Origin of the sequence: Providencia sp. 2.29, assembly GCF_015832305.1 — a bacterium.
Lineage (GTDB): Bacteria > Pseudomonadota > Gammaproteobacteria > Enterobacterales > Enterobacteriaceae > Providencia > Providencia stuartii.
In genome coordinates this window covers 3,305,576-3,323,949 of sequence record NZ_CP065420.1, presented here as the reverse complement: position 1 = coordinate 3,323,949, position 18,374 = coordinate 3,305,576, and the positions used below count along the sequence as shown (strand labels likewise).

At 43.5% G+C, this 18,374-nt stretch carries 15 protein-coding genes; 9 read left to right on the top strand and 6 right to left on the bottom strand.

The window, feature by feature from the left end:
* Window positions 1-92: 92 nt before the first annotated feature.
* Complete coding sequence (locus I3B46_RS15655) at window positions 93-1,568, bottom strand: DUF2867 domain-containing protein (RefSeq protein WP_014657826.1); 1,476 nt, start codon at window positions 1,566-1,568, stop codon at window positions 93-95.
* Between the two features lie 142 nt (window positions 1,569-1,710).
* Window positions 1,711-2,610 (bottom strand): lysine exporter LysO family protein, encoded by a 900-nt coding sequence (locus I3B46_RS15650; protein WP_004918058.1) that lies wholly within the window; start codon window positions 2,608-2,610, stop codon window positions 1,711-1,713.
* Between the two features lie 397 nt (window positions 2,611-3,007).
* Here I3B46_RS15650 and I3B46_RS15645 point away from each other — a divergent pair, with 397 nt between their 5' ends.
* The 7 genes from I3B46_RS15645 to I3B46_RS15615 all read left to right on the top strand — a co-directional run bounded on the left by I3B46_RS15645 (window position 3,008) and on the right by I3B46_RS15615 (window position 12,121).
* Window positions 3,008-4,672, top strand: a complete 1,665-nt coding sequence (locus I3B46_RS15645; protein WP_004918060.1) for a DUF2813 domain-containing protein — start codon at window positions 3,008-3,010, stop codon at window positions 4,670-4,672.
* 81 nt (window positions 4,673-4,753) lie between these two features.
* Window positions 4,754-5,857 carry a macrolide transporter subunit MacA gene (macA, locus tag I3B46_RS15640; protein ID WP_004918062.1) on the top strand — a complete coding sequence of 368 codons (1,104 nt, stop codon included), beginning with the start codon at window positions 4,754-4,756 and terminating at the stop codon, window positions 5,855-5,857.
* Between the two features lies 1 nt (window position 5,858).
* Window positions 5,859-7,802: a macrolide ABC transporter ATP-binding protein/permease MacB gene (macB, locus tag I3B46_RS15635; RefSeq protein ID WP_004918063.1), complete on the top strand. Its 1,944-nt coding sequence runs from the start codon at window positions 5,859-5,861 to the stop codon at window positions 7,800-7,802.
* Between the two features lie 284 nt (window positions 7,803-8,086).
* Window positions 8,087-9,436, top strand: a complete 1,350-nt coding sequence (locus I3B46_RS15630; protein WP_104873360.1) for a purine-cytosine permease family protein — start codon at window positions 8,087-8,089, stop codon at window positions 9,434-9,436.
* Between the two features lie 11 nt (window positions 9,437-9,447).
* A complete protein-coding gene (locus tag I3B46_RS15625) occupies window positions 9,448-10,293 on the top strand; it encodes a nitrilase-related carbon-nitrogen hydrolase (RefSeq protein ID WP_014657828.1) in 846 nt (281 codons plus the stop codon).
* A complete protein-coding gene (locus I3B46_RS15620; protein WP_004918066.1) occupies window positions 10,290-11,039 on the top strand; it encodes an IclR family transcriptional regulator in 750 nt (249 codons plus the stop codon). The genes I3B46_RS15625 and I3B46_RS15620 overlap by 4 nt, the downstream gene beginning before the upstream one ends.
* Before the next feature lie 143 nt (window positions 11,040-11,182).
* Window positions 11,183-12,121, top strand: a complete 939-nt coding sequence (locus I3B46_RS15615; protein ID WP_014657829.1) for a DUF1177 domain-containing protein — start codon at window positions 11,183-11,185, stop codon at window positions 12,119-12,121.
* Window positions 12,122-12,224: 103 nt separating this feature from the next.
* Here the strand turns inward: I3B46_RS15615 and cspD are convergent, their stop codons facing one another.
* Window positions 12,225-12,476 (bottom strand): cold shock domain-containing protein CspD, encoded by a 252-nt coding sequence (cspD, locus tag I3B46_RS15610; RefSeq protein ID WP_004918068.1) that lies wholly within the window; start codon window positions 12,474-12,476, stop codon window positions 12,225-12,227.
* A gap of 383 nt (window positions 12,477-12,859) precedes the next feature.
* Here cspD and clpS point away from each other — a divergent pair, with 383 nt between their 5' ends.
* Entirely contained in the window at window positions 12,860-13,180 is a 321-nt protein-coding gene (gene clpS, locus I3B46_RS15605) for an ATP-dependent Clp protease adapter ClpS (RefSeq protein ID WP_004918070.1), read from the top strand.
* A 30-nt stretch (window positions 13,181-13,210) separates the two neighbouring features.
* Window positions 13,211-15,496 carry an ATP-dependent Clp protease ATP-binding subunit ClpA gene (clpA, locus tag I3B46_RS15600; protein WP_004918072.1) on the top strand — a complete coding sequence of 762 codons (2,286 nt, stop codon included), beginning with the start codon at window positions 13,211-13,213 and terminating at the stop codon, window positions 15,494-15,496.
* A 66-nt stretch (window positions 15,497-15,562) separates the two neighbouring features.
* Here clpA and infA read toward each other — a convergent pair whose 3' ends face one another.
* The 3 genes from infA to cydC all read right to left on the bottom strand — a co-directional run bounded on the left by infA (window position 15,563) and on the right by cydC (window position 18,374).
* Window positions 15,563-15,781, bottom strand: coding sequence for a translation initiation factor IF-1 (gene infA, locus I3B46_RS15595; protein ID WP_004244560.1), 219 nt, complete (start codon window positions 15,779-15,781; stop codon window positions 15,563-15,565).
* A gap of 140 nt (window positions 15,782-15,921) precedes the next feature.
* A complete protein-coding gene (gene aat, locus I3B46_RS15590) occupies window positions 15,922-16,623 on the bottom strand; it encodes a leucyl/phenylalanyl-tRNA--protein transferase (RefSeq protein WP_163762150.1) in 702 nt (233 codons plus the stop codon).
* 8 nt (window positions 16,624-16,631) lie between these two features.
* Entirely contained in the window at window positions 16,632-18,374 is a 1,743-nt protein-coding gene (gene cydC / locus I3B46_RS15585) for a heme ABC transporter ATP-binding protein/permease CydC (protein WP_014657831.1), read from the bottom strand.

Here is an 18,374-nt window from a genome sequence, read left to right as displayed (position 1 = left end):
ACCTTGTTTAACTGACACAGATATTAATCCTGTAAGCATATTTATGCAATAATATATGCATAAAAATTTGTTTTTTTGTTATTGAGCAATCATCATTTTGGCGGCTGTTGCCCAGTTGATGACTTGCCTGCAAGTTGTTTATCCCGCTCAAACGCCAATTCACTAATACGTTTAGCCATGCCTTTAAAAATAAATAGATGGGCAGGCATCATGGCAAACCAATAGAGCAACCCACTAAATCCTGCGGGGTGCCACCATGCACGTACATCAATTGAACGGCGGCTACCGCTATCGTGAATGGTGAAAGTCAGGCGGCCTAGCCCAGGCGCTTTCATCCCAAAGAGCAGGCTAAGCTGTTTATTAGGCTCCAGATTAATGACGCGCCAACCATCAATTTCATCACCTAATTGCAGCTCTTCACGAGCGGGGCGACCATATTTCACTTTGTTTAACATCATGTCATCCATAATGGCACGGGTTTTCCAAAGTGCGTTGGCATAAAAATAGCCGTTTTTACCCCCGATTTGCTGCACAACATGCCATAGCGACTCTGTACTTGCCGAAGTGCCGAGTGTGGCACCGGCCTGTTTAGGGTAAAAACCATAACCCGGTCGCCAGCGTTTTTTGACTTCAGGATCATAACCCCAATCTGCATTGTCGATAGCATCGGCTTCTTGAGCTAAGGTGGTTTTGACCGCCTCATCAAATGAAACCAACGTTTGTGGGATCAGTTCGCGTAAGGCTTTATCGTCGGCAGGCAGGTCATGCTGCAATCCTTGGATCAACTCTTTAGCAATTGCCGGAGGAACTGAGGTGATCAAACTGATGAAGTGGACGGAGATCATGCTAATAGGAATAGGGATAGGGATCAGCAATCTACGCTTACCGCTGATTTTTATAAAGCGCTTGAATAGCTCTTGGTAGCTCATGTACTCAGGGCCACCCGCATCGTAAATTTTACTTTCAGTCACGGGGCGTTTTGCTAATTCAGTTAAGTAATGCAGTATGTTACTCAGCGCAATAGGTGAAGACTTTGAACGTACCCAACGCGGTGGGGTTAAGATAGCGAGGTTGTAAACCATATCACGCATGATCTCAAAAGCCGCCGATCCTGAGCCAACGATGATTGCTGAGCGGATCTCTGTGACTGGCACCTGACTCTCACGTAAGATCTCCCCTGTTAATCGACGAGAGATCAAATGTTGAGAATAGCTGTGACCATGTTGTAGTGAACTGAGATAAATAACATGCTTAACATTCGATTGATCAAGTGCTTGCTGAACATGGCGGGCCGCCGTGCGCTCACGTTCAATCAGGTTGGCATGATCAGCCATGCTATGAACGAGGAAATAGACAATATCGATCTCCTTCATCACGTCTTTGAGTGTTTCAGGGTCTTGCAGATCAACATAAACACATTGTGTATCTTGCCAGCCTTGTGAGAGCATCCAATCCACCCGCCTAGCAGCGGCTGTCACTTGATAGCCTTGCTTAATTAATTCGGGGATTAAATTTTGCCCAATATAGCCACTGGCGCCCAATACTAAAACACGTTGCTTTTCGTTCATCTTGGTTTCCTGTTTCACTCTCATCTGTCGCTATTGTGACTGAAATTCTACTTATGTAAAGTGCTGTTAATTATAGTCATTTTAGGACTTGCCACTTATCTATCATGTTATAAATAAGTGGCAATCTGTGAGTGAAATATAGCTAAGTGAAAAATGCCATTAAGATCGGGGTAACGAGGCTGAGCACGAAACCATGCACAATAGCGGCCGGTACGATAGAGACGCCACCACTTCGCTGGAGGACTGGGAGGGTAAAATCCATTGATGTTGAGCCGCAAATACCTAATGCGGTTGAGCGGTAGCGGTTAATAATTAAAGGGATCAACATAATCGCAGCGAGTTCACGAGCGAGGTCATTAAAGAACGCGGCGCTCCCCATGACAGGGCCATAGGCATCGGTTAATACAATCCCTGTTAATGAGTACCAGCCAAACCCAGAGGCCAATGCTAGCCCCATTTTTACGGGTAAACCTAATAATAATGCGGCAATTGCGCCACCAGCTAGCGCGCTGATTGCCATCACAAAGGCGATTGTGGTTCCTCGGCGGTTAACTAAGATTTGTTTAATACTCATGCCACTATTGCGAAGTTGCAGGCCGACAAGAAGCAGTAACATCATTAACGCAATTTGGCTGCCTTTATCGGCATAGTGCAGGAAATCAAATCCAGTTAAGCCAACTAAGAAACCAATCAATAGCACACCACACAGTTGCAATGATTCAAATACCATTTTTAAACGTGATGGAGGCTTTTCTTGTTTATGCTTAGGGATTTTCCAAGGATCTAACTTATCTAATAGCAGTAGTGAGATAAGGTTAAGTGAAAATATACAACCAAAGAATGTGAGTGCGTAGATTAAAATTGAAAATAGGTGAACACTTAAGTTTTCAAGTAAAGCGAGTGTAATCCCCATTAAAAAGAGAATGATATAAACCATTGAATTTAACGCTCGATGTATAATATCTAAAATCTTTTTATTTTTTATAGGGATAAGATAACCTAGCGTTAACGGTAGTAAAATAATGAGTAGTCCTGAATACATTTTGCATCCTTATAATTATCCCATTAACAAGGGGTTATATATTAATTATTATATTTGATATTAATTTCATTTATTTGCTGTTTTATCAGTCTGGCAGATGGTTCTAAGATAGCGTCTTTTTCTCCAGTTATGGCTAAAAAATAGGATAAAAAGACTAAAAAATAAAGTTTAACTATTTTATAACACTATAAATGGAGGCTCAACTTAGTCAGCTCTATTGTTATCTGCCGTTGATACGTCGTCAAGTGGCTTTACGGACGAGCCAGCCGCGTCTGTTGCCGAAATACAACTTTAGTTATTGAGTGTAAAAATATATTTAATTTTCGAGCTGTCTTATAGTCATACCAGCAGTTAAGAGGTAAGCTCTAAAAATAGATTAATAGCAAGGAGAGGGTGTATGTATCTGGAACGAGTGGAAATCTACGGTTTTAGAGGGATTAACCGGCTCTCATTAGCTTTAAATAATAATACGGTGTTAATTGGTGAAAACTCATGGGGAAAGTCGAGCCTTTTGGATGCACTGACGATTTTACTTTCGCCTGAACAAGAAAATTACCAATTTAATAAGCATGATTTTCATCATCCAACAGGGGATGATGCCTCTCGATTTCGCTCATTGCAGATAGTGTTGAAATTTTGTGAAAACCGCCCAGGCCGACATCGTTCATTTCGCTTTCGTAATCTTACCTCCGTTTGGGTCGATAACGGTGATGATCTTAAGCATATCTTTTACCGCGTTAGTGCTGAATTAAAAGAAGACGGCAGCATTAGCGTTGACCGCAGTTTCCTCAATGCAGGGGGAAATAAGTTGTCATTGGATAATGTCGGTAAATATATCAAAGAAATTATTCGCTTATATCCAGTGATCCGTTTGCGTGATGCTCGTTTTTTGCGCACATTAAATACTGAGACGATTGTTGCGGGTGAAAAAGAGGTACGCGATATTTTTAACTCGCGAATGGAAGAGCTGACTCGTGCATTAATCAATAATCCGCAACGCTTGAGCGACGAGGAGTTGGTTGAAGGGGTGGATGCGATGCAGCAACTGCTCAGTCATTATTTTGCGGGGCAAAGTAACCATCTGTTTCAAGAGCATAAAGCAGCAATTAAGTTTGAACCACGCAAAAGAGGCTGGCATGCTTTAGATAATATTAGCCGTATTATTGCAAAACCAAATCAGCGTAATATCCGTTTAATTATCTTAGGCATGTTTTCTTCTTTATTGCAGTCAAAAGGCAATATCCAACTCGATAAATATGCACGCCCTTTGGTTATTGTAGAAGACCCCGAAACACGCCTGCATCCAATTATGTTGTCGATTGCTTGGGGCCTACTCAATCTCTTTTCTTTACAACGCTTGACCACAACGAACTCTGGGGAGCTTCTGTCGCAAGTGCCGATTGAAAATCTTTGCCGCTTGGTGCGCGATTCCGGCAAAGTTTCGGCTTATCGCTTAGGTGAGAATGAGCTATCTGCGGAGGAAATTCGGAAAATCTCCTTTCACATCCGCTTTAACCGGCCATCAGCGATGTTTGCGCGTTGTTGGTTATTGGTTGAAGGCGAGACTGAAATTTGGTTAATGAATGAGTTAGCGCGGCAGTGTAACTATTACTTTGAAACAGAAGGCATCAAAGTGATTGAGTTTGCACAAAGCGGTCTTAAGCCTTTGTTAAAGTTTGCCAGCAAAATGGGTATAGAATGGCATACACTTGTTGATGGCGATGAGGCTGGTAAGAAGTATGCCGCCACCGCGCTGAGTTACGCTGAAAAAATGCATGACACGGAACGAGACCGATTAACTCGATTGCCGGCACCGGATATGGAGCATTTTTTATATCGCGAAGGATTTAAACATCTTTATCATGAGATATCAGGGATACCGGATAACGCGAAAGTTTCGACTCGACGTGTGATTATTAAAGCAATTTCCAAAACATCCAAACCTGATCTTGCTATCGCTATTGTCAATCGAGCAGCAGAATTAGGGCCAGATTCTATCCCATCACAACTCAAAAATATGTTTTCTCGGGTAGCGTGGTTAGCAAGAGGTAAAGCTTACTAAATTATTCACGAATGCTCGGCTAAATAGGTAAATTTTATGAGGGGGCGTAGCCCTCTCTTTATTGGTATAGGTATAGATTGAATGAGAGCAAATTCACGTAAGAAGTGGCTGGTTTCTTTACTGGTTATTTTAATTGCGATTGGTATCGCATTCTTTTTTTTCACGGAAGATAAAAAAGAGGCTTTTCAAACAGTCGCAGTGGCCCGAGGTGATCTCAATAAACAAGTTCAAGCAACAGGTAAACTGGATGCTGTGCGCAAAGTTGATGTCGGTGCGCAGGTCAGTGGGCAGCTACAAACTCTGTATGTTCAAGAGGGAGATAAAGTCAAAAAAGGTGATTTGCTGGCGGTCATTGATCCACAAAAAGCACAAAACGACGTGACAGAATCTCAAGAAACGATCCATGAGCTGGAATCACATTTGGCGTTAGCGAAAGCAGAGTTACGCTTAGCTGAAGTGACTTATCAACGCCAATTGAGTTTATCTAAGCTCCAAGCCGTCTCAAAACAAGATTTAGATAAAGCGCAAACGGATGTCGCTGTGAAAAAGGCGCAGGTGGCAACATATCAGGCGCAAATTAAGCGCAACCAAGCGACCTTAGATACGGCAAAAACAAACTTGAAATATACGCAAATTACCGCGCCAATGGATGGTATTGTCACGTTTATCAAAACATTACAAGGTCAAACAGTGATAGCGGCTCAGGAAGCGCCAACCATTCTGACATTAGCTGATTTGAATACAATGTTAGTTAAAGCTGAAGTGTCAGAGGCGGATGTTATTCATCTTAAACCGGGTCAGGCAGCGTCATTTACTGTATTGGGCGCGCCAGATAAACGCTTCTCAGGGGTATTGAAAGATATTTTACCGACTCCTGAAAAAATCAACGATGCTATTTTTTATTATGCACGTTTTGAAGTGCCCAACCCCCAGCATTTACTGAAATTACAAATGACGGCACAGGTCAAAATTGATCTTGAATCGCATAAAAATGTATTACTTTTACCGCTCTCTGCTTTAGGGGATGAAGTTTCCCCGCAAATTTATGAGGTAGAAGTGTTGCAGGGAGAACAGGCAGAAAAACGGCAAATAAAAATCGGTAGCCGTAATGATGTATATGTTGAAGTCACTGATGGACTAAAAGAAGGCGAACAGGTGATCACCGGCCGTAACGCGGAGAGTTAATATGTCAGCCTTATTAGAACTTAGAGGGATCACGCGACGTTATCCTGCTGGTGAAACAGAAATTACGGTATTGAAAAATATTTCATTAACTGTTGATGCTGGGGAAATGGTGGCCATTATTGGTGCATCTGGCTCGGGGAAATCAACTTTAATGAATATCATCGGCTGTTTGGATAAACCTAGCTCAGGGGAATACTTTGTTGCTCAGCAAAATATTTCCCAGCTTGATAACGATCAGCTAGCTGAGTTACGCCGTGAACACTTTGGCTTTATTTTCCAGCGCTACCATCTACTTAGCCATTTAACGGCTGAACAAAATGTTGAAGTTCCCGCCATTTACGCGGGGGCAGGTAAGACTCAACGCCGTAAAAAAGCCATTGAATTATTAGCGAAACTCGGGCTTGGCGAACGAACAGAATACCGACCAAGTCAGTTATCGGGAGGGCAACAACAGCGGGTAAGTATCGCGCGTGCGTTGATGAATGGTGGTCAAGTTATCCTTGCTGATGAGCCAACTGGTGCCCTTGATAGCCACTCTGGTGAAGAGGTAATGAAAATCCTCAAAGAATTATGTGCGCAGGGGCACACCGTTATTATTGTTACCCATGACCCCAAAGTCGCTCAGCAGGCTGAACGCATTATTGAAATTAAAGATGGCGAAATTATTAGTGACTCAGGCTCTGCTAAAGCTCCAAACGTACCTTCATTGGAGAAAACATCACCTAGGAAAATGTCGTTAGGGCAAATCTATGGACGGTTTAGCGAAGCACTGTTAATGGCTTGGCGCGCCATGGTGGTTAATAAAATGCGTACACTACTCACCATGTTAGGCATTATCATCGGTATTGCGTCAGTCGTCTCTATTATGGTGATCGGTGATGCCGCTCAAAGCATGGTTCTCAATGATATAAAATCAATCGGCACGAATACCATTTCGGTTTACCCTGGGGAGGATTTTGGTAGTGATGATGCAGAGAATCGGCAATCTTTAAAGCCATCCGATGTTGACGCCATTGCCAAGCAACCTTATGTGCAAGCCGTATCGGGGGAGTTATCTAAATCAACTCGATTGCGTAAGGGGAATTTAGATGCTTCAGCCCAGTTATTAGGGGTTGGGCGTGATTATTTTCAGGTCTACGCTGAAAAGTTTTCCGAAGGGATGAACTTTACTGCAGACATGGTAGAGCGTAGGGCGCAAGTGGTTGTGATTGATGCGAACACAAAACGTCGCTTTTTTCCTAACCAAAAGCAAGTGGTAGGGGAAACCATCTTGATTGGGAATATGCCAGCTACCGTGATTGGTGTTCTCGCGGAGCAAAAATCAATTTTTGGTTCAAGTAATTCGCTGTCAGTGTGGCTGCCGGATACGACGGTAAATAGCAAAATCTTAAATCGACCTTACTTGGATAGTATTGTCGTAAGGGTTAAAGAGGGGGTTGATGCCAAAACAGCGGAGCAACAGATCACCCGCTTATTGACATTGCGACACGGTAAGAAGGACGTTTTTACTTACAATATTGATACACTTGTGAAAACAGCGGAGAAAACCACTCGTACCATGCAACTGTTTCTAACCTTGGTCGCTGTTATTTCGCTGGTGGTTGGTGGTATAGGCGTGATGAACATCATGTTAGTTTCCGTTACTGAGAGGACCCGAGAAATTGGTATCCGTATGGCGGTTGGTGCGCGCACAAGTGATGTGATGCAGCAATTTTTGATTGAAGCGGTACTGGTCTGCTTGATTGGTGGGTTAATGGGGATTGGGCTTTCCTATGGCATTAGTGTCATGGCACAAATGGCGTTGCCCGGCTGGACTTTCGTTTTTCAACCTATGGCGCTGATCAGTGCATTTATCTGTTCGACAGCAATTGGTATCATTTTTGGATTCTTACCCGCGCGAAGTGCAGCAAGATTAAACCCTATTGATGCATTAGCAAGAGAGTAGTAAGAGATCTATCTGTATTTTTTCAAGTACCTCTGTAATGGTCAGAGGTACTTCAACATCCTTATTTTTATATCAATTTATCTCCCCAGCCTTTAGTTTTCCCGTTATAGTTATATCTACATACACAAAAAGCTATGTAAAAAGTTAAATTCTACTTGCGATTTGGTATCGAACATGGATATCATTTGTCTCGTAGAATAAATGAAACCTAGTTCCATAAAATGGAACAAATAAAATAAAGCCAATAAACTTAATAGCAAAGATCCACACAGCAGGAATACTAAATGGCGAATAAAACAGGTGAAGATTATTCTCTGGCTCGGGTGCCCTTCAGTGCTCGCAGGCCATTCTACGAAGTTCTTATAATCCGAATTGGCTCACTAGCCTGTGTATCTCAGGTGATGTTAGGTGCAGCATTGGGTTATGGACTGACGTTTTGGCAAGCGTTTTGGGCCACAATGTTAGGTTCAGTGATTTTACAAGTTGTTAGCTGGGCTTTAGGTGCAGCTGCGTGCCGTGAAGGAATGTCAATCAGTCTACTATCAAGGTGGTCTGGATTTGGTAAGTTAGGCTCTGCTTTAATCGGTGGCGCAATTGCGATTTCACTGATGGGCTGGTTTGGCGTACAAAATGGCTTCTTTGCGGATGGAATGTATAAAGCGACGAATGTGCTAACACCAGGGACTTGGTCGCTTATTACAGGTATCGCGGTGACGATTATTACGGTATATGGGTATCGCTTTTTATCTATTACCGCAAATATATCAACGCCGCTATTTTTACTCGCATTAGCTTGGGCAACCTATAGCTTGCTTTCTGGGCAAGATATCGGAGCGCTTATTAATCGCACTGAACCTGCGGGGGCTTTTATGACTCTACCAGCAGCCATTACGATGGTTGCTGGTGGGTTTATTATTTCAGCTATCACAACGCCCGATATTAGTCGTTTCATGAAAAGCCCGAAAGAGGTTTTTTGGATGACCCTTATCGGGACTTTTTTTGGTGAGCTGTTAGTCAATATGATTTCAGTGTTGATGGCACTTGCCCTGCGTACCAATGAAGTCTTTGACCTAATGTTGACGTTAACTGGGTTGGTTGGAGCATCGATCGTTATCTTCTCCACTATCAAAATGAATGATATTAACCTCTACTCTTCATCACTAGGTTTATCGACTTTATTGAATGCCATCTTCAAAAAACGGTTTGACCGTCGTTATCTAACGTGGGTTATCGGCATTTTGGGTACGATCGCCTCGATGCTCGGTATTTTAGATAATTTTGTGGGTTTTCTGATTTATTTAGGTATAGCAATCCCACCTGTGGCGGGGATCATGGTGGTTGATTATTATTTATTAAAGCGTGATCGGCGTGAGTTAGATACAACCAGAGCAGCGGGTGAACTTCCAACTCTGTGTGAGGCAGTTAATCCCATTACGTTGGTTGTTTGGGCTATTGCTGTTGTTGTCGGTTGGCTAAGCTCGGCATTAGGCCCTTGGGATACTGATTTTGGTGTGCCAGCGCTTAACTCTTTGCTAGTTAGCGGAGTCCTTTATTGGATGATGATGATGCTGCTGCAAGCTCGAATAAAAGGTGTCGATACGCTGCAATTTCGTAAAGTTAACCATTTAGATTAAGGATGAGAGCAATGGATCATAGCAGCGTTAAAGTTGCTCTTGCGCAATTTAACTCTTTACTTGGTCAAAAGCAGCATAATTTAGAGCGGATGGCCGCATTCTGCCATCAAGCTGCGGAGCAAGGTGCCAAATTAATCTGTTTTCCTGAACTGGCTACAACAGGCTATCGAGGCGATTTGCTTGCGACCCAACTATGGGATCTCAGCGATGATGAAGGCAGCGAAACTTATCGCTTGTTTAGCGCACTAGCGACGCAATTGGATCTCACTATTGTTAGTGGCTTTGCTGAGCGAGGAAGCTACTTAGGCGAGGTTTATAACGCTGTTGGGGTGTGGAATCCAGGTTGTGAAGGTGTCAGCGGGGTCTACCGTAAGGTCCACGCATTTGGCATTGAAAAACAATGGTTTAGCAGTGGTAATAGCTATCCGGTATTTGATACTCCATTCGGTAAGATTGGTGTGATGATCTGTTACGACATGGGGTTTCCTGAGGTGGCTCGTATCTTAACCTTAAATGGCGCTGAATTGCTGCTCGTGCCTTCTGCATGGCGTATTCAAGATAAGGATATGTGGGATATCAATACCGCGTGCCGCGCTTTGGAGAATGGTAGCCACTTATTAGCAGTTAACCGTTGGGGGAATGAGGAAGATCTTCATTTATTTGGCGGTAGTAAGATTGTAGGGCCTCGTGGGCAAGTGTTAAGTGAAGCCAGTTGTGATGGTGAAACGTTGCTCATTGGTGAGGTTGATTTTCGAGTTCAGGCTCATACGCGTTTGAACATTCCTTATTTAAGAGATAGAAAACCACAAAGCTATGAGGCGTTGGTGCAGAATTCTCAGGTTACAGGTGAGTTATGAGTATTCTCTCAAGTGTTGTCGATGTATATCGGTTGTTTCTTCGCTCCGGCGATGAACTGACGGTGACAACGTTAGTGAATGAATTGGGAATGCCAAAAAGCTCAGCATCACGTTTATTAAAACAGATGGCAGAGCATGGTTTGCTCGAAAAGAAAAATGATGCGCCCATTTATCGTCCGGGGCTGATCATTATGGAGTTAGCGCATCGCGCTCGGGGTATGAACCCGTTGATTGATATGGCTCTTGAATCACTCGATGAACTGACCAAAGAAACGGGGTTCACCACTTATGTCTCTTTAAGAGACAAAGATAAGGTAAGAGTCGTGCATGCACGTATTGGTAATAGCATGCTTCAAGTGATCACTCAGCCGGGAACAAAATTGCCTATAGCGGGAACTTCTACAGGTAAAGCGTTATTAGCTCGTTACTCTTTGAGTGAACGTGAAGTGATCATTTGCCAAGAGCCGCAAGAAAAGCAAGACAAGCTACGCCAAGAGTTAAATCAAATTGAGGAACGAGGCTGGGCATTTTCAATTAATGAGTCCGTTCCGGGGGTCGCCTCTGTCTCAAGTACCGTGTATGACCCTGCGCAAGGTACACTCTATGCCTTATGTTTGAGTTTACCTGCATCGCAAATTACCTCTGAATTATTGGCGCAATTAGCGACAAAAATATGTCATAAGGCATCCTATCTTGGCAGTATGGTAGGTGATCCTTATTGGTTAAAACGTAGTAGTGAATCATAAAATAAAAATATTATATTTATTGTGCGTGTATGCGCCTTCACCAGGAAATAGGCTAATTTTTGACGGTTATACACCAACCATTAAAGGAGAGTGGTGAGATCGAGAGAAATAAGCTGAAAAGTAGTACATAACAAGGGAAATATATGAGTTTAAAGCAGACCCTGTGTGCTTACGAGTTAATCGATAGCGCCGTTGTTAATGGGGATGATATTGTCGCTTTGTTTAAAAACTTTACTACCATTGAAGCATCATCAAAAACAGTGCGAGATGGAAAAGGGCAAAGTGATTTTGTGCGTATCGTGATCCCAGGTACTCATGGTAAACGCCAAGGTAACCATGCCCCAACATTGGGGATTATTGGGCGTTTAGGGGGTATCGGAGCGCGCCCATCTCGTATTGGGCTGGTTTCTGATGCTGATGGCGCTATTGCTGCCATTGCGACGGCATTAAAACTTGCCGAGATGAGAGAAAAGGGTGATGTCCTCATGGGGGATGTGATCATTACGACGCATATTTGCCCAACAGCGCCAACACGTCCTCATAGCCCCGTTGATTTTATGGACTCACCACTCAACGATGAGACGATGAATGAAAATGAGGCCATCCCAGAAGCGGATGCTATTTTATCTGTGGACACGACAAAGGGAAATAGGCTGATCAACCATAAAGGTTATGCCTTGTCACCAACGGTAAAAGATGGCTATATCTTGCCTGTTTCTGAGGACTTACTTCATTTGATGGAGTGGAGCAGTGGGCAGAATGCGGTGACGTTCCCGCTCGCGGTACAAGATATCACGCCTTACGGCAACGGATTACATCACATCAATAGTATTATGCAGCCAGCAGTCTCAACAACAGCCCCTGTTGTTGGTGTGGCTATTTGTACGCAGACAATTGTGCCGGGTTGTTCAACAGGCGCTAGTCATGAAGTGGATATTGCCGCATCGGTGAAGTTTATGATTGAAGTTGCGAAGGCATTTGGTAGCGGTAATTGCCAATTCTATGATGAAGAGCAATTCGCACTGCTTAAATCACTTTATGGTGATGTCTCTTTTTTACAAACCCACGGCCGTCCCCATTGATATCAAAAGATTGATATTAAAAAATAGACACAGTTAACGACCAATCATGCAAACCAGTTATTGCTAAATGAAAAGTAATTAACTGTGCTCTATTACACGGGGGTTATTCTTGAGGCGTTGCCTCTGCACTTGTATGATTCAACGTACTGCTTTCAATCGGAATGATGAGGTTGGCATGGTTCCCTTTTGGGCCAGTATTAATACTAAAATTGACTTTCTGACCAGCTTTTAATGTCCTGTAACCTTCCATTTGTATACAAGAATAATGAGCGAAAATATCTTCGCCCCCATTTTCTGGGCAGATGAAACCAAAGCCTTTGGCGTTGTTGAACCATTTAACTGTACCTGTCTCCATACATCGTCCTTCGTATTTACAAGTTGTGTTTGACATAAATGCATAACCACTATGCATCGACTAAGTATAATTACACATATTGACTGTCTGCAAATCATACTGTAGTGAATTGCCTTCGGACGTCAAGCGATCAATTTGCTGATTTTTGGCGAAGTGATAAAAATTTGATATGGCTAACGCTCTCCAGTTTATTAATTTTGAAGCAGATCACAAAATTTAGGCCATATGAGTTGCGTTAGGTTGCGTGTTACACTGTTATTAAGCGGAAACAGCAATTGATAAAACAAATGATTTTATTTATGTTTTATTGTTATCTTGATTAATAGAAATCATTGATAATAAAGGCTATGCTTAATAAATCTTAACTCCGAGCACGACAAGTAATGAGCGATTTTCTTGGTACATTTAAAACAGATGTTGTTTTTAAAGATGAAGTGGAGCAAGTTTTACAGCCCCCTTCGATGTATAAGGTTATATTAAATAACGATGATTACACTCCAATGGATTTTGTTGTTGAAGTGTTGCAAAAATACTTTTCTTTTGATGAAGAACGCGCTACACAGATAATGTTAGATGTCCATTTTCAGGGGAAAGGGGTTTGCGGTATCTTTACGGCAGAGGTTGCGGAAACAAAAGCGGCACAAGTTAACAGCTATGCGCGCGAACATGAGTACCCTTTGTTGTGCACAATAGAAAAAGTGTGAACTCGCTAATATCAATTTTGGGAGGTGCTTATGCTCAATCAAGAACTGGAGCTGAGTCTAAACGTCGCATTTGCAAAAGCGAAAGATAATCGACATGAATTTATGACAGTGGAGCACCTGTTGCTGGCATTATTGAGTAATGCGTCAGCACGTGAAGCATTGGATGCCTGTAAAGTTGACCTTGTTGTTCTGCGACAAGAGCTTGAGCACTTTATTGCGCAAACGACGCCACTGTTGCCTGAAAATGATAATCGCGATACTCAGCCAACATTAAGTTTTCAACGCGTTCTGCAACGTGCGGTCTTCCATGTTCAATCATCGGGTCGCAATGAAGTAAGTGGCGCTAATGTACTGGTCGCAATATTCAGTGAGCAGGAGTCACAGGCAGCTTATTTATTGCGTAAACATGATGTAAGCCGTTTAGATGTTGTCAATTTTATCTCCCACGGCACGATTAAAGGGGAAGCTTCGGCATCATCCGAGCAAGATACGCCAAACAGCAACGTCAATCATGAAGAACAGCCTGTTTCTGATGATCATATGGATAATTTCACAACCAATCTGAATCAACTGGCTAAACAAGGCAAAATTGACCCGCTGGTAGGGCGTCAGGCAGAGCTAGAGAGAACGATCCAAGTTCTTTGCCGCCGTCGCAAAAACAACCCATTGCTGGTGGGAGAATCTGGCGTTGGTAAAACAGCGATAGCGGAAGGGCTAGCATGGCGCATTGAGCAAGGGGATGTCCCCGAGGTCATGAACGGCTGCACTATCTATTCATTAGATATTGGTTCTTTATTAGCAGGCACTAAATACCGAGGTGATTTCGAAAAACGGTTTAAATCACTGCTAAAAATGCTGGAAAAAGACAGTAAAAGCATTCTATTTATCGATGAAATTCACACGATTATTGGGGCTGGTGCAGCGTCTGGTGGTCAAGTTGATGCGGCAAATTTAATTAAGCCATTGTTATCAGGTGGCCGTATCCGTGTTATTGGTTCAACGACTTATCAAGAGTTTAGTAATATTTTCGAAAAAGATAGGGCGTTGGCACGCCGCTTCCAGAAAATTGATATTGTAGAGCCAACAACCGAAGAAACGGTACGTATCATTAATGGATTAAAACCGAAATACGAATCACACCATGATGTTCGTTATACGGCAAAAGCCATTCAAGCCGCGGTTGATTTGTCGGTTAAATACATCACGGATAGGCATCTGCCAGACAAAGCGATTGATGTTATCGATGAAGCAGGCGCTCGGACACGTTTGGTTGCACCTAGCAAACGTCGGAAAACCATTGGTGTGCCTGAGATTGAATCTGTAGTTGCGCGTATCGCACGTATCCCAGAAAAAACCGTCTCTTCGAGCGATAAAGAGCGCTTAAAAACGTTAGATTCGCGCCTGAAAATGCTAGTGTTTGGGCAAGATGATGCGATCACCGCATTAACAGAAGCTATTAAAATGAGTCGAGCGGGGTTAGGCCAAGATCATAAACCGGTAGGCTCCTTCTTATTTGCAGGCCCTACTGGGGTAGGTAAAACGGAAGTCACAGTCCAACTCGCTAAGGCATTGGATATAAAATTATTGCGCTTTGATATGTCTGAATATATGGAACGGCATACCGTGAGCCGCTTAATTGGTGCACCTCCTGGGTATGTAGGGTTTGATCAAGGCGGGCTTTTGACGGATGCGGTGATTAAACATCCACATTCTGTTGTGCTGCTTGATGAAATTGAAAAGGCGCATCCCGATGTGTTTAATATCCTTCTACAAGTTATGGATCACGGCACACTGACAGACAATAATGGGCGCAAAGCCGATTTCCGTAATGTGATTGTTGTCATGACAACCAATGCAGGGGTTCAAGAAACACAGCGCCGCTCAATTGGCTTTGCAGAGCAAGACAACAGTACGGATGCGATGTCTGAAATTAAGAAAGTCTTCTCGCCTGAGTTCCGTAACCGTCTTGATGGCATTATTTGGTTTAATTCATTATCCATGGATATCATCATACAGGTGGTGGATAAATTCATTGTCGAGCTACAAGCGCAACTTGATGAGAAAGGTGTTTCGATTGAAGTTAGCCAAGAGGCTCGCCGCTGGTTGTGTGAAAAAGGCTATGATAAGGCGATGGGAGCCCGACCTATGGCACGTGTGATCCAGGATAACCTGAAAAAACCATTAGCAAATGAGCTACTGTTTGGTTCGTTAACTAATGGCGGCTCAGTACGTATCGGGCTTGATAATAAAAGTAACACACTGACATATAGCTTCAGTAGCGTGCACAAGGCCTCTCCGGAGGATGCGGTATTCTGACAACAAATAGACCACAGGTGTCTTGTGCACCTGTGGCTGTATCAGGCCTTGCCTGAAGAGATAGAATCAGCGGCTACGGAAAATGATACGGCCTTTGCTCAGGTCGTACGGAGTTAACTCTACAGTTACCTTGTCGCCTGTCAGGATGCGGATATAGTTTTTACGCATTTTTCCAGAAATATGGGCAGTCACAACGTGACCATTTTCCAGTTCAACACGAAACATTGTGTTTGGCAGGGTATCCAGTACTGTGCCCTGCATTTCAATATTGTCTTCTTTGGCCATCTAATCCTCTAAGTCTAATAACCATGATTTTTAACGGGCAAGATAATGCCCAAAAACCCTCACTAAGTAAAGAAATGTTGCATTTTAAAGCGATTTTTCTTGAACAGTATGGGCATAAAATAACGTAAAGCCAAAATTCGCTATTCGAATAATGGCGGTATTTCAATCGATTGCGGTAACCAGCAGGCGGGCTCAATCGCTTTGTTACGCCACCGATAAAGAATATGTAAAAAATCCCGACGGGATATTTCTTTTGCGCCTAATGAGGCGGTATGGTGGTTAAGTACCTGACAATCAAAAAGCTGCCCATTATAGCGCAAAAAATGAAAATAAAATGTAATAAAAGCAAATTTGGAGGCATCATTCATCCGACTGAACATAGATTCCCCACAAAATAGGTGCCCCATGTTCACGCCATACAGGCCGCCAACCAGTTCTTCACCATACCACGCCTCAATAGAATGAGCGATCCCCTGCTCATGAAGTGCCTGATACCCCTCACGCACCTCAGGTAAAATCCATGTTCCTTCGTCACGTATCGCACAAGCTGCGATGACATCTTTGAAGGCATGGTTGACAGTGACGCGATACTTTTGCTTTCTCAATAACTTTTTCATCGAACGGCTAATGTGCAATTCGCCAACCATTAAAACCGCTCTAGGATCGGGTGACCACCATAATGGCATTTCGCCCGGGTTAAACCAAGGGAAAATGCCATCATAGTAGGCAGCCTTCAGCCGATCTGGCGCTAAATCGCCACCAATAGCTAACAGGCCATTAGGTTCCCGCATCGCTTCATGGACGGGCGGGAACAGATAGGAGTCATCATCGAGCTGGTACATGATGTGCCTCACAGGGCCTGCTGTTGTAAATGGCGCTGGCGAAACTGAAAATAGCGGCCTTTTAAATCTAAAAGCGCCTGATGTGAGCCTTGCTCAACAATTTCACCGTTATCCATCACGCAAATAGTATCCATTTGCTCGATACCTTGCATGCGATGGGTGATCACAATTAGTGCCTTATCGGCACATTTCTCTTTTAACAGGGCAAGGATCTGCTGCTCTGTTTGTGCATCAAGCCCTTCGGTTGGCTCATCCATTAAAATTAATGGCGTATTATGTAATAGCGCTCGAGCGATCCCTAAGCGGCGCTGCTCTCCACCCGATAATTGTCGACCACCTTCACCCATCCAAGCGTTAAGTTTTTGCTCATTTTCCAGCAAATTACCAAGACCAACTTGGTCTAACACCTCAATGAGCTGTTTGTCGGTTGCCTTATCGTTAGCGAGCAGTAGGTTATTACGCAAGGTATCACTAAAAATGTGTACCCGTTGTGGAACGACTGACATGAGCGAACGCAGTGCTTGTTCACTATAGTCACTAATATTTTGACCATTAATTTTGATCATACCACTATCAACATCCCATGCTCGAGTGAGTAATTGCAAAAGTGTTGATTTCCCACAACCTGTTTTACCTAATAAGGCGATGTGTTGCCCCGGTAGCAGTGAAAGCGAAACCTGTTTTAAAACTGCGAAAGGTTGCTCGGGGTAAGTAAATGAAATATTGTCGACAACAAGGCTTTCCAATTGGGGAAGGGATAAACCGTTGTCAGGGAATGTTACCTCTGGTTTGGCATCAATTAGCTGAGAAACACGTTCAGCAGAAGCAATCACTTGCCCCATATGCTGAAAAGCAACGGCGACAGGGCCTAAGGCTTCAAAAGCGGCCAGTGCACAGAAGACAAATAAAGCAATGAGTGCTCCTGGGTTAGTATTCCCCCCCACATGATCTGCCGCCATCCACAACAACAAAGTAGCAGTAAAACCAGAGGCAAATAGAATAATGGCTTGAGATACCCCTGTTAGATTGGCTTGCTGTTGTTGGCGCACTTGCCATTGGCTTTCAATATTTGCCAATGTTTGGCGAAAACGGGGAAGCGCTCCAAACAAAGTCAGTTCCGCTTGCCCTTGTAAAGCGGATGTCAGGACAGTGCGGTAATGGGCACGTAAGTAAGTCAGCTCTTGTCCGATGGGCTTACCTGCACGATAAAAGACAAACGGTAAGGTAAATAATAAAAACAGCATAATACAACCGAGTGTCCACGCTAGGCGAGGGTCAAGGAAGCTCAACCCAAAAATCAGGACAAAGATCACGACAAAAGCAGCAAAAATCGGCGATAAAACACGTAAATATAGGTGATCGAGGGTTTCGACATCCGCCACAAGGCGGTTAAGAATTTCCCCTTGGCGGAAGCGGCTGATCCCCCCCGGTGAGAGCGGTAATATTTTACTAAAGGCGAACACACGTAAATGGGCCAAAACTCGGAATGTGGCATCATGGCTAACCAGTCGTTCGGCGTAGCGACCTGCGGTCCGGAAAATAGCGGCACCGCGGACACCAGCAGCAGGCAGCATATAATTAAAATAATAAAGCCCCGGAAAACCTGCAATTGCCGCCCCAGCGAGGAACCACCCTGATAGAGTAAGTAGCCCAATACTGGCAAGTAAAGTCACGATGGCTAAGATCATGCCGAGCAGGATCAAAAACCAGTGTCGGCGATAGAGAGCCAAAAAAGGTAATAGAACTCGCAT